The organism is Micromonospora sp. WMMC273 (genome assembly GCF_027460285.1).
GTDB lineage: Bacteria > Actinomycetota > Actinomycetes > Mycobacteriales > Micromonosporaceae > Micromonospora > Micromonospora aurantiaca.
The window spans coordinates 1365643-1377881 of sequence record NZ_JAPZBE010000001.1; the positions used below are offsets into that span (position 1 = coordinate 1365643).

Genomic DNA, 12239 nt, shown 5'->3' on the forward strand with positions numbered 1-12239 from the left:
CGTGCCCGGCGCGCTCCTAGCGTTGCCTGTGGACACGACCGAGGGTGAGGAGGCGTGGTGAGCGGCTGGCGGCACGCGCTGCGGATCGGACTGGTACTGACCTTCGTGGCCGGGACCGGGTACGGCGGTGCCCTGCCGGCGCGGGCGGCGGCGGCCTTCTCCACGGAGTTGAGCGGCCTGCCGGACGAGTTCACCGCCGGGAACCGGGTGGAGACGTTGTCCGCCGTGGTGTCCCGCTCCGACGGGGGCGGCTGTGTCAAGGTGCGCTGGTCGATGCTGGTGCGGGTGCAGGGCCTGCGGCTGGACCAGCTCAAGGTGGACCGGGTGGAGGACAGCGGCTCGTTCCCGCTGGAGATCCGCACCGAGGGAGACACCGCCCGGCTCACCGACCGGCAGCTCGACCCGGGTGTGCTCTGTCCCGGCCGTACCGTGACCGCCCGCTACCGGGTGGCGTTCGCCGAGGACGTCGGGCGCGGGCGGGTGAGCTTCGCCGCCGAGGCGTACGACCCGCAGTTGCGGCTGCTGGCCCGGCGGACCGCCTCCCGTGAGGTGGTGGGGGAGGAGGCGGCTTCGCCGACTCCCTCGCCGAGCAGCGCGGAGCCCACACCGAGCGACGAGCCGTCTTCCGAGGCGCCCGACGAGGAACCCACCGACGAGCCGACCGACGCCGCGGTGGTGGAGCCGCCCGCGCCCGGTGGCGTGGCCGGGCGGCCGGTGGCGGACAGCGGCGGATTCGGCCTGGTGCAGGCCGCGTTCCTGCTCGGCGGTCTGCTGCTGTTCCTGGGCGCCGGTCTGCTGCTGCGGATGCGCCGCCTGCTGCGCCCGTCCGCGCAGCCCGAGCCGGAGACGCTCCCGCCCCCCTTCGAACGCCCTCGCCCCCGCTGGCACTGACCCGCCGCGGGCAGGGGTCAGTCGAGCTGGCTGGGCTCCAGGCCCAGCTCCCGGGCTGCCACCAGGCGGATCCACTCGGCGATCTGCCGGCGGGTGATCACCCGCTCGTGCACCGCGAGCTGGACCGCCAGCCCGTCCATCACCGCGCTGATCCGCCAGGCCGCGCCGGCCGGGTCGGGGCAGTCGAACGTGCCCTCGGTGACCCCGGCGCTGATCACCGCGGCCAGATCCTCCCGCCACCGCAGGTCGAGGCGGCGGGAGAGCTTCTCCAGCTCCGGCGTACGCAGCGACTCCGCCCAGCCGTCGATCCACATCGACCAGGAGGTGGCCCGGCCGGTCGGCGCGTAGAGGCGCAGCATCCGGCGCAGCTTCGCCAGCGGCGGGGCGGAGGAACGCAGCACCGCGTCGAGGCGGGCGAGGTCCTGCTCGACCGCGTACGCGAAGGCCTGCGCGAGCAGCCGGTCCTTCGTCGCGAAGTGGTAGAAGACGAGTGCCTGGCTGACCCCGGCGGCCTCGGCCACGTCAGCGGTGCGGGTGTTGGCGAGCCCTCGCTCCGCGATCACCTCGCAGGCCGTACGCAGCAGCGCGTCCAGGCGGATCTCGGCGGCTCGTCTCGTCACGGCGTTACGGTAACCCATCCGTATGACCACAGGGAGTTACCGAAGCGGCCGGTCGGCGGCGGGACAGTCGGATGCCGGACACTCGACTCGCCGAGCGGATTCCGCAGGTCGCGGCCCTGCCCACCGGCCTCCGACGGCAACCACCCAGGCTCCTAGGACGCCTGCGCCACGGGACGTCGGCCACATCCGGACGCGCCGGAAGGGGCCCCGATTTGGCAACCGTTCCCGGGCTCGGCTAAAGTTCTCATCCGTCACCGGATAACACCGGGGGCGTGCGGACGTAGCGCAGCTGGTAGCGCATCACCTTGCCAAGGTGAGGGTCGCGGGTTCGAATCCCGTCGTCCGCTCGGAGATGCCGCCACGCAGTTCGGGGGCAACCTCGGTGGAGTGGCCGAGAGGCGAGGCAACGGCCTGCAAAGCCGTGTACACGGGTTCAAATCCCGTCTCCACCTCGCAGTAGACGAGGGCGATTGGCGCAGTGGGAGCGCGCTTCCTTGACACGGAAGAGGTCACTGGTTCAAACCCAGTATCGCCCACCAGCGGAAAGGCCGTGCCGATGAGATCGGCACGGCCTTTCTCGTCGTCGATCAGTCCAGTACCGCGCCGCCGGCCATTGCCGCGCCCGGACCGCTCCACCCAGACTGGACCGGTGGACGATCAGCAGACCCGAGCCCAGCGGTTCCGCGCCCTGCACCAGCCCGGTGACCCACTGATCCTCGTCAACGCCTGGGACGCGCTGAGCGCCCGGATCGTCGCCGCGGCCGGCGCCCGCGCCGTGGCCACCACGAGCGCCGCCGTCGCGTGGAGCCGCGGCGCCCCGGACGGCGACGTGCTCGCCCGGGACACCGCCGTCGACGTGATCCGCCGGGTGGCGGACGCGGTTCGCGTACCGGTCACCGCCGACATCGAATCCGGGTACGGCGACAGTCCCGCCGAGGTCGCCGAGACGATCATCGCGGTGCTCGCCGCCGGGGCCGTCGGCGTCAACGTGGAGGACTCCCGGCACGACGGCGGCGGGCCGCTGCGCCCTGTCAACGAGCAGGTCGCCCGGCTCGCCGCCGTCCGGGCCGCCGCCGACCGCGCCGGCATCCCGCTGTACGTCAACGCGCGGGTGGACACCTGTCTGCGCCGGACCGGCGGCGTACCCGAGACTGTCGCGCGCGCCGAGGCGTACCTGGCGGCCGGCGCGGACGGGATCTTCGTTCCCGGAACCGTGGAACCGGAGACGGTGGCCGCGCTGGCGGCGGCGATCCCGGCGCCGCTGAACGTGCTGGCCGGGCCGGGCGCACCGCCGATCGCCGAACTGGCCGGGCTCGGCGTGGCCCGGGTCAGCATCGGACCGGCGGTGGCCGAGGCCGCGTACGCGGTGGCCCAGCGGGCGGCGGCGGAGGTGCTCGGCGCCGGGACGTACGACGCGCTCGCCGATGGGCTCGACTTCGACGCGCTGAACGAGCTGATGCGGGGCTGACCCGGCGGCGCGGCATCGACCGCGGGACGGGGTACCGGGTTGAATGTGGCGGTGGCCGCGCATCCGATTCGCAGAGCCGCCGCCCGGCGGGGGCGCCGCCGGTGACCGCCTCCGTCCGCCCGGTGCCCGCGTTGCTGGGCCCGCCCGTGGTCACGGGGGCCACGGCGGGGACGTGTGTGGCAGCGCTGGCCGCCCTCGGGGCGGCGGGTCACGGCGGCTTCGCTACCGATCCGGCCGGTGCCCTCGCCCTGGCCGGGGGCGCCGTGGCCGCGGCGGTCGCCGCGTCCCGTCTCGCCCGCTCGGGCCACCGCGCCGCCGGCCGGCTGGCGACCGGGCTCGCCGCGTCGCTGCTGGCGTACCTCGGGCTCGCCGTGCTGGCCGTCGCCACCGTCGCGGCCGGCCACCGGTGGGCCGGGCCGGCCGTCGCGGCGTGGAACTCGGCGTGGATCCCGCCGCTCGCACTGATGCAACTGACCGCCTCGGCCGCCGTCCGCACCGGCGCGGCCACCCCGAGAACCCACCGGTACGTGGGTCTCGCCCTGGGTGCGGCCACGCTCGTCAACGCGCTGCTGACGACGGCGAGCGAACCGTTCGACGGGGTGCCGACGATCGCCGGGGAGTCGTGGCGTACCACGCTCGCGCCGGTCGGTGCCGCCGTCACCCTGCTCGGCGTCGCGGCGCTGCTCCTGCTGCCGGTGACGCTCTGGCGGGCCGCCCTCGGCTCGCACCACACCGTGCGGGCACGGCTCGGCGTGGCCGCCGCGGCCACCACCGCGGCGCCGCTGACTGTCGTCTTCTGCCTGCTCCTCGCGGTCGCCCGCGCGCCGGGTGACGTCGAACCGGCGCTGGGCTCGGTCGCGTTCCTGGTGACCCTGTCCGGCGCCGCCGTGTTCGCCGCCGCCTGCGCGGTCACCGCCGCCCGGGGCGCCACCGAGGCCCGGCGGGTCGGCATCGTGGTGCGCGCCACCGGCCTGGCCGCCGCGGCCCTGCTGGTGGTCGGCGCCGGCACGCTCGTGGCCGCTCCCGGCTCGTCCCTCGGCCCGACCTCGGTCGCCCTGGTCGTGTCGGCGCTGACAGTCGTCGGCGGCGGCGGGGCGTGGGCCGGCACCGGCCGGCTGGCGGCGCTGCTCACCGCCGCGCCCACAGCGCCGCCGGTGACGCCGCACGACGGAGCAGAGGGTACGGAGGCAGGCAGCGCCGCGGGCACGGCGGACGTCGCCGAGCCGGCGGACCCGGCCGGTGGGGCAGCCTCGCCGGAGGTGTCCGCCACAGGGGTGTCCGCCGGGGTGGGGCCGGCCTCGGTCGGCGGCCTGACGGCGCGCGAACGCGAGGTGCTCGCCGCACTCGCCGAAGGCGCCAGCAACGCGGGGATCGCGGCGCAGCTCGTGGTGTCGGAACGGACCGTGGACGCCCATCTGCGCGCCATCTTCGTCAAGCTCGGCCTGACCCCCGGCGGCGACACGAACCGGCGGGTAAGAGCGGCGCGGATCTGGCTGGAGCACGCGGGACAGCCGCGCTGAGCAGGGGTTTCCCGAAGATAGGTGCTGAGGCCGATGCCCGGGCCGGTGGTACCTCGGCACGGTGGGGCGACACCTGAATCGACGGAGGCTCCCACAGTGCCCGTACCGAAGTTGCGCCGCGCCGCGCTCGTCGCCCTTTTCGTCCTGCTCCTGGTGGCCTTGGCCGGCCGTACCCTGTTCATGTTGTGGGAGCCGCCGTTCGACGGCGCGATCCACTACGACGACGTCCGTGAGCTGGGGTCCGCGTATTGGCCGATGAACCTCTACCTGGGCGGGCCCGCGTACGCCGTCTCCTGGATCGCCGCGGCGGTCTTCATCGTCGGGCTGGCCCGGGGCCGCGCGGGCGTGCTGAACCTCGTGGGGGCGTTCCTGGCCGGCCTCGGCGGGGTGGTGTTCGCGCTGGCGATCACCGCTGAGGTGCTGCCGTTCGCCTACGCCGCCGACCCGGGCGTCCTGCCGGAGCAGCAGGGACGCGCGTTGTTCGACGCTTTCAACGATCAGTTGGACGGGCTGCTCCCGGCCATCCTCGGCAGTCAGGTGGCGATCGTCCTCGGCATGGTCCTGGCGCTCGTCGGCATCCTGATCGGCCGGACCATGCCGCGCCCGCTGATCGTCGCCGGGCTCGTCTACGTCGTGGCGTTCGTCCTGGTGCCGCAGGACGCCGGTCGGGCGGTGGTCGTCGCGAGCTACCTGGTGCAGGTGGCGCTGGTGGCCGCGATCGGCTGGTACGGGCTGCGCGCCGCCACCGACCTCGCCGCTGTCGACCTCGCCGTGACCGACGGCGAGCGGCCGTAGCAGAGCGGGCCGGCCGGATCGGGTGATCCGGCCGGCCCGATCCGGGACCGATCAGCTCCGTCGGCCCCGGTCACTGTCACATCGGCGGGGCGACGTCCCGGCGCTCCTCGACGCGGCGGTACTCCACCGGCTGCTCGGCGGTGGTCGTGACCACCTGGCGACGGCGGCCCCACACCAGCGTGGTCATGATGAGGCCGAGGACGCCGGCCGCCATCAGGATCCAGCCGACGACGTCGAGGTCGACCCCGCCGACGCTGGCGTTGAGCGCGAACGTGAGGATCGCGCCGACCGCGATCAGGAAAATGCTCGTACCGATACCCACGACAGCCTCCTTCGGGGGGATGGTTGTGCTGTCACCGGCCTCAGTACCCCGGCGGCGAGCAGCGCAACCACACGGCCACCCGGCGCGGCGGGGGTCTGCCACACGGCGATCTTGGGATCGGGTAGAGTTCACCCCGTCGCCGGCGCGAATCCGGCGGCACGCGGACGTAGCGCAGCTGGTAGCGCATCACCTTGCCAAGGTGAGGGTCGCGGGTTCGAATCCCGTCGTCCGCTCGCGATTGCCCGGGCGATTGGCGCAGTGGGAGCGCGCTTCCTTGACACGGAAGAGGTCACTGGTTCAAACCCAGTATCGCCCACCGAGAGTCACCCTCCCCGCCCGCCGGCGCCGCCGGTCGATCGGCGGACGTATCCCACCGGACGGTTCGTACCGGCCACATCGGTCACCCGGCTCCACCGTGCGGGTTATTCAGCCGCTGCCACCACGCGTGTCACTGTGATGCCCGATACGCAGGGAGGCGGTCACATGGCAACGATCGAGCGGGGACGGTGGCGGCGGACAGCCGCCCGATTAGGGGTGGCGACTGTCGTCGCGGCGGCCGGGGTGACGGTCTCGGCCGCGCCCGCGCAGGCCACCGCGACGCGGACGGTGGCGTTCTACAGCATGGACGAACCGGCGTCGTCGTCGACGGTGCTGACCGACTACAGCGGCAACGGCCGCCACGGCACGATCGGCGGTGAGGTGGTCACCGGCGCGCTCTACGCCGGGGCGACCGGCCACCGCTTCGCCACCCACCTGCCCACCGACAAGGAGTACGTCCCGGGCCACGTCGACCTGGTGCCGCACACCACCGACTTCAACCCGGACGCCGGGGACTTCTCGCTGACCATCCGCTACCGGACCACGTACTCCTTCGGGAACATCCTCCAGAAGGGACAGGGCAACACGGCGGGCGGCTACTGGAAGTTCGAGGCGCCGAACGGCAAGCCGAAGTGCCTGTTCCGGGGCGCGGACGGCGCCTCCCGTACCGGCTACACGGACGTGCCGATCTCCGACGGCCAGTGGCACACGGTCACCTGCAACCGCACCTCCGCGTACGTGGAGATGTACGTCGACGGCGTGCGGACGAGCCGCCTCAACGGGCCGACCGGCACCATCGCCAACACCTGGCCGCTGTCCGTCGGCGGCAAGAGCCAGTGCGACGGTACGAAGGTCACCTGCGACTACTTCGCCGGCGACATCGACTACGTGAAGATCCTGAAGGGATCGGGCGGCCCGGCCAACCAGGCGCCGCTGGCGGCGCTGACGCCCACCTGCTCCGGACTGGTGTGCACGTTCTCCGGCGCGGCCTCCACCGACGTCGACGGCGCGATCCAGGACCACAGCTGGTCGTTCGGCGACGGAGACACCACCGGCACCGCATCCGTACCGGCCACGTCGCACACGTACGCGGCCGCCGGCACCTACCCGGTCACGCTCACCGTCACCGACGACCGGGGCGCCACCGGCACCGCGACAGTCGACGTGACCGTCGCGCCCGTACCGGAGCGGATCTCGTTCGTCGGCCAGGCCACCGCGAACGCCAACTGGACCAGCCACACGGTCACCGTCCCGGCGGGCGTGCAGGCCGGTGACACGCTGCTGCTCGTGCTCAGCCAGAACACGCACACCGGTACCGGCGAGCCGACCGGGGTGACCGGCTGGACCCGGCTCGACCGCCTCGACGGCGGCTTCGCCACCACCACCGCCTGGTGGAAGACCGCGAGCGCCGGTGACGCCGGCAGTGCGGTCCGGGTGACGCTGGACAGTCAGGCGAAGGGCAACCTGGTGCTGGCCGCGTACCGGGGGGTCGCACCGGGCGCGCCCGTCTTCACCAGGGCCACCGACCCGGCGAGCACCGCTACCCGGATCACCCCGTACGCGCCGGTGAGCACGGCGCAGAGCTGGGCCGTGTCGTACTGGCTGCACGGCGACAGCACCTCCACCGCACTCACCCCGCCGTCCGGCGTGGCGGTGCGCAGCAACTCCTCGCAGACCGGCGGCGGCCGGGCGACCGGCCTGCTCGCCGACTCGGCGAGCAGCGTGCCGACCGGCAGCTACGGCGGCCTCACCGCCACCGGCGCCGCGGCCAGCACGACCACCACCACGTGGACGTTCGTGCTGCCCCCGGCCTGACCCATCGGGTAAGCGTGAAGGCCGGCACCCCCGTCTTGGGGTGCCGGCCTTCAGTTCTTGGTCTTAGCTGTTCCAGTGCTGGGCGACGAGGTCGGCGGCCTGCTGCTCCCACTGGGCGTAGTGGTCCGGGTAAGCGGAGACCTGGACGGTCTGGGCGGCCTTGGTCAGCGGCATGTCCTTCCAGCCGTCGACCTGCTTCAGACCCTTCAGGAACGCCGTCGTCGAGTACTCAGGATCGGTGATCTGCTCCACCGTGCCCCAACCACTGGAGGGACGCTGCTGGAACAGGCCCTGCGAGTCGTGGTCGTTACGGTCACCCAGGTGGCCCAGGTTCTCCAGCTTCGACTCCTGCAACGCGGTGGCGATGGAGACGACCGCGGCACGCTCGTCCATGCCGGCCTTCTTCGTCGCCGCGATGATCGCCTTCACGTTCTTGGTCTGCTCGTCGTTCAGCTCGATGCGCGACTGCTCACCCTGCACACCGTGCGGGATCAGCTTGTCACCCTGCACGCTCACACTCACCGGCTTCACGCTCGCGGTGGTGTCCGCCGCGTGGGCGGCGACCGGACCGGCGAACACGCCACCGGTGAAAGCCAGACCAGCAATACCCAGAACGCTCTTACGCAGAATCGTGTTCATCACAAGTGCTCCATTCGGGGGTCGACGCACCCGCCGGGGAACGGGATACGTGGGCACCGTCAGGCGCTCAAAAAGTCTTCGGGGGGATCTCTCGGCTGCTCGCGGGGGCGGGGCCTCTACGCGGCGCCGGAAGCATGTCCAACGACCTGCGACCCGGCATCATTCCCGGGCCGGCTCACGCCGTCGGAACCGTGTTCAACGACCAGCCCGCCGGGATGATTCCCGGGCTCACGGACGCCGCCCGGCTCGCGGGGCACGGCTGGTCCTCGGTCGTTCACCCGTCTACAACGCCACCCACCCGCCGACGATTCCGCCGCCAGAGTGCCGCCCACCACCCCCGAACCGGACACCCCCACCCACACGCCCCCCGACCTACCGCGCCTCACCAGCACCTCGGATCCCTCTCGCCAGCGCGGTCTCCCATCACCTGGGACACATGGCCGTTTCCCGAGAGCATCCGCAGAGCTTGGTAGGAAAGTGCCCCCATAGGGGCCGTTTCGCACCAAGTCTCCGGACAGCTCGGGTCGCCAGGCGGGAGGGGGGGCAGGCGGCAGAGTGGCCGCCCCGCCGGCATCCTCTGCATCGCCTGCGCGGCTCGCACCACACGCACCCGCCCCCACTTGGTCGATCATGAGGTTGGCGGCGACAAACCGGACACCGAACGTCGTCAACTTCATGATCAACCAGGTCGGGGCGGGGTCGTGAACTCCGGGTGGACTCGTCGACCTTGGAGTTGTGGCACCTCGCGAACTGCGCTAACCGGGCATCCGAGGCGCCACAAGTCCAAGATCGAGGGTGACCGGACGGCGCGGGACAGGTTGGGGCGGGGTGTTGCTCAGTGACGGGAGGGCTGGGTTCTGCCGTTGGCAGATCCGCTGACCGTGAAACAGGGCAGCCGTACCCGACGCGCGGCGGCAGGCTGGGGCCTATGCGACTTCTCATACTTGGTGGTACGGGCTTTGTCGGTGGTGCGGTCGTGGCCGAGGCGGTACGCCGCGACTGGCAGGTGACAGTGTTCAACCGGGGTGTGCACGGGCGGGTGCCGGACGGCGTACACCGGTTGCGGGGTGACCGGACCGCGCCGGACGGGCTGGCCACGCTCGTCGGCGGTGAGTGGGACCTGGTGGTGGACACGTGGGACGGCGCGCCCCGCGCGGTACGGGACGCGGCGGCGGCGCTGGAAGGCGCGGTGCCGCACTACGTCTACGTGTCCAGCGGATCGGTGTACGCGCCACCCGTCGCGCCCGGCAGCGGCGAGGAGGCGCCGACAGTGGCGGCCGACGCGAACGCCGACGACGGTGACTACCCGGCGAACAAGGCCGGCGGGGAACTCGCCGCGACGCGGGTGTTCGGCGACCGGGCGCTGCTGGCACGCGCCGGGCTGATCCTCGGGCCGGGGGAGGACATCGGGCGGCTGCCGTGGTGGCTGAACCGGGTCGCCCGGGGCGGGGACGTGCTGGCGCCGGGGCCGCGTGACCTGCCGATCCAGTACGTGGACGTCCGGGACCTGGCGACCTGGCTGCTGGACCGGGGTGCCGAGGGCGTCGGCGGGGCGTACAACGTGGTGGGTCGCACCGGGCACGCGACGATGGGTGACCTGCTCGACGCGGCGGTGACGGTGACCGGGTCGGACGCGAGGCTGCGGTGGACCGCGCCGGAGCCGCTCCTGGCCGCGGGGGTGGAGCCGTGGAACGACCTGCCGGTGTGGATTCCGCGCGGGCACGAGTACCGCTGGATGCAGGAGCGGGACGTGGAACGGGCGTACGCGGCGGGGCTGGTCTGCCGGCCGGTGACCGAGACGGTCGCCGACACCTGGCGGTGGCTGCGCGAGGTGGGGCGCGTGCCGGACCGGGCGGGGCGGCCGGCGCGCGCACCGGTCGGGCTGGCGCCGGAGCGGGAGACGGCCCTGCTGGCCGCGCTCCCGGCCTGACCGGGGAACAGCACCGTACGGCGGACCTGGGGCCCGCACAGGCGGCCTGAGCCCGGCCGGCGCGGGCGGGCGGGCGGGGCGAGCACTCCCGGCCTGGCCTGCGGAGGGATACGGGTCAGGCCGGCACGACCGGCAGGTCGAGCACCTCCTCGACCGAGCGGCGCGGGGTGGCACGACCCGGCTGGCCGTACCCGATCCGCATCACCATCTGCGGGGTGCCGAACCGGCCCAGCGACATCCGCAGCGCCTCACGCGCGGCGGGCACCTCGATCGGCTGGGACAGCATCGACACGCTCAGCCCGGCGTCGGTGGCGGTGAGCAGCACCCGCTGCAGCGCCTGTCCGGCCAGGATCTGGTCGGCCGAGGTGTTGCCGGCCGAGCCGAGCACCGCGACCAGCGGCTCCGGCTCGAAGTCGCGACCGGGGGCGCGGTTGCGTCCGCCGAAGCCGCGTTGCGGCAGCAGGTCCTGCGGTTCGCTCTGCGGCCCGCCGGCGCCGGTCGGCACGCCGTCCGGGGCCGGCTCGGAGCGGATCCACTCGGCCCGCTCGGCCACGTAAGCGGGGTCGCGTTCCAGCACGCGGTGGGCGCTGCGGGCGACCTCGGCGACCGCGTTGACGGCGCTGGTGCCGATCACCAGCTCCAGCCAGCACTGCTCGGCGCGGGCCGCCTCGCCGAGCCGCCAGCGGGCCTCGGCCGGCACCGGGTCGGGCCAGAACGGTGCGCGGTTGCTGAACCGGTGGCCGATCGCCCCGTACAGGCTCTGCTCGACCGGGGTGGGACGGCGCGGCACGTCCGGCACCAGCCGGGCCACGACGTCCGGGTCGGCGGGGTACGGGCGCAGCCGCACAGTGGCCGGGGTGCCCGCCACGGCGAGCGCCAGGCGCAGGTTGAACAGGGCCGCACCGGCGGCGATCCGCGCGCCCCAGCCGGTCGGGTCGGTGGCGGGCAGGCCGCGCAGCGGGTCGACGGAAACCTCGATGCCGCCGTCGACGAGCCGGAACCGCCACGGCTGGGTGTTGTGCAGTGACGGGGCCCGGACCGCGTCGGCGACCGCGGCCCGCAGTTGCTCGGCGGTGTATTCGGTCGTCATGGTGCTGCTCCCTCTCGTGCGGCGCCGGCTCCCCCGGCCGGGTACACCACTACGGTGCGTCAGGGGACGGCGCGGTGAGCAGGGCCGGAGGTCCCCACCTGGGCCCGGCCGTCGGTCCCGGCCGGCGCGCGCAGGACGGGACTTTCGACCCGTGCTACGGGGGCGGGAAAGCGGGTAGAAAGGACGGATGATCCGGGTGTTCCTGCTCGACGACCACGAGGTCGTCCGTCGTGGCCTTGCCGACCTGCTCCAGAGCAGCGGCGACATCGAGGTGGTCGGTGAGTCCGGCCTGGCCCAGGAGGCGGCGCGCCGCATTCCGGCGCTGCGCCCCGACGTGGCGATCCTCGACGCCCGGCTGCCCGACGGCAACGGCATCGACGTCTGCCGGGACGTCCGCGCCGTGGACTCCTCGATCAAGGGCCTGATCCTCACCTCGTACGAGGACGACGAGGCGCTGTTCGCCGCGATCATGGCGGGCGCCGCCGGGTACGTGCTCAAGCAGATCCGCGGCACCGACCTGGTGGACGCGGTCCGCCGGGTGGCGGCCGGGCAGTCGCTGCTCGACCCGGCGATCACCACCCGTGTGCTGGAGCGCATCCGCAGCGGTGTGGAGCAGCCGCGGGAGCTGAAGTCGCTCACCGAGCAGGAGCGGCGGATCCTGGAGTACGTGGCTGAGGGGCTCACCAACCGGGAGATCGCCGGGAAGATGTTCCTCGCCGAGAAGACGGTGAAGAACTACGTCTCCAGCGTGCTCGCGAAGCTCGGCCTGGAGCGGCGTACCCAGGCGGCGGTGCTGGCCACCCGCCTGCTCGGCAAGAACACCTGACGGCT

At 73.3% G+C, this 12239-nt stretch carries 11 protein-coding genes and 5 tRNA genes; 12 read left to right on the forward strand and 4 right to left on the reverse strand.

Annotation, left to right across the window (positions count from 1 at the left end; genetic code table 11):
• Window positions 1-57 precede the first annotated feature (57 nt).
• Window positions 58-891 carry a hypothetical protein gene (locus tag O7611_RS06555; RefSeq protein WP_269696391.1) on the forward strand — a complete coding sequence of 278 codons (834 nt, stop codon included), beginning with the start codon at window positions 58-60 and terminating at the stop codon, window positions 889-891.
• Between the two features lie 17 nt (window positions 892-908).
• Here O7611_RS06555 and O7611_RS06560 read toward each other — a convergent pair whose 3' ends face one another.
• Window positions 909-1511 (reverse strand): TetR/AcrR family transcriptional regulator, encoded by a 603-nt coding sequence (locus O7611_RS06560; RefSeq protein WP_269696392.1) that lies wholly within the window; start codon window positions 1509-1511, stop codon window positions 909-911.
• Window positions 1512-1785: 274 nt separating this feature from the next.
• Here O7611_RS06560 and O7611_RS06565 point away from each other — a divergent pair.
• The 6 genes from O7611_RS06565 (at window position 1786) to O7611_RS06590 (ending at window position 5294) form a co-directional block, all read left to right on the forward strand.
• A tRNA-Gly gene (locus O7611_RS06565) sits at window positions 1786-1858 on the forward strand.
• Window positions 1859-1892: 34 nt separating this feature from the next.
• A tRNA-Cys gene (locus O7611_RS06570) sits at window positions 1893-1963 on the forward strand.
• 12 nt (window positions 1964-1975) lie between these two features.
• Window positions 1976-2050, forward strand: a tRNA-Val gene (locus tag O7611_RS06575).
• A 110-nt stretch (window positions 2051-2160) separates the two neighbouring features.
• Window positions 2161-2979, forward strand: coding sequence for an isocitrate lyase/PEP mutase family protein (locus O7611_RS06580; RefSeq protein WP_194803240.1), 819 nt, complete (start codon window positions 2161-2163; stop codon window positions 2977-2979).
• 176 nt (window positions 2980-3155) lie between these two features.
• Window positions 3156-4499: a response regulator transcription factor gene (locus tag O7611_RS06585; protein ID WP_269696393.1), complete on the forward strand. Its 1344-nt coding sequence runs from the start codon at window positions 3156-3158 to the stop codon at window positions 4497-4499.
• A 96-nt stretch (window positions 4500-4595) separates the two neighbouring features.
• The gene (locus O7611_RS06590) at window positions 4596-5294 is read left to right on the forward strand and encodes a hypothetical protein (protein ID WP_194803239.1); all 699 of its coding nucleotides are present in this window, start codon (window positions 4596-4598) and stop codon (window positions 5292-5294) included.
• 76 nt (window positions 5295-5370) lie between these two features.
• Here O7611_RS06590 and O7611_RS06595 read toward each other — a convergent pair whose 3' ends face one another.
• The gene (locus O7611_RS06595; protein WP_013284878.1) at window positions 5371-5616 is read right to left on the reverse strand and encodes a DUF6458 family protein; all 246 of its coding nucleotides are present in this window, start codon (window positions 5614-5616) and stop codon (window positions 5371-5373) included.
• Between the two features lie 160 nt (window positions 5617-5776).
• On the opposite strand from O7611_RS06595, the gene O7611_RS06600 reads away from it, so the two are divergent.
• From O7611_RS06600 to O7611_RS06610, 3 genes are all read left to right on the forward strand, one after another.
• Window positions 5777-5849: transfer RNA gene (locus tag O7611_RS06600), tRNA-Gly, on the forward strand.
• An 11-nt stretch (window positions 5850-5860) separates the two neighbouring features.
• Window positions 5861-5932 (forward strand) — tRNA-Val (locus O7611_RS06605).
• Between the two features lie 167 nt (window positions 5933-6099).
• Window positions 6100-7749 (forward strand): PKD domain-containing protein, encoded by a 1650-nt coding sequence (locus O7611_RS06610; RefSeq protein WP_194803238.1) that lies wholly within the window; start codon window positions 6100-6102, stop codon window positions 7747-7749.
• A 63-nt stretch (window positions 7750-7812) separates the two neighbouring features.
• On the opposite strand, the gene O7611_RS06615 is transcribed toward O7611_RS06610, so the two are convergent.
• Entirely contained in the window at window positions 7813-8388 is a 576-nt protein-coding gene (locus O7611_RS06615) for a hypothetical protein (protein ID WP_269696394.1), read from the reverse strand.
• Window positions 8389-9316: 928 nt separating this feature from the next.
• Between O7611_RS06615 and O7611_RS06620 the strand changes: the two genes are divergently transcribed.
• Window positions 9317-10318, forward strand: coding sequence for an NAD-dependent epimerase/dehydratase family protein (locus O7611_RS06620; protein ID WP_269696395.1), 1002 nt, complete (start codon window positions 9317-9319; stop codon window positions 10316-10318).
• A gap of 115 nt (window positions 10319-10433) precedes the next feature.
• Here the strand turns inward: O7611_RS06620 and O7611_RS06625 are convergent, their stop codons facing one another.
• A complete protein-coding gene (locus O7611_RS06625; protein ID WP_194802571.1) occupies window positions 10434-11408 on the reverse strand; it encodes an Acg family FMN-binding oxidoreductase in 975 nt (324 codons plus the stop codon).
• Window positions 11409-11595: 187 nt separating this feature from the next.
• Between O7611_RS06625 and O7611_RS06630 the strand changes: the two genes are divergently transcribed.
• A complete protein-coding gene (locus O7611_RS06630) occupies window positions 11596-12234 on the forward strand; it encodes a response regulator (protein WP_013284884.1) in 639 nt (212 codons plus the stop codon).
• The last annotated feature ends 5 nt before the right edge of the window (window positions 12235-12239 follow it).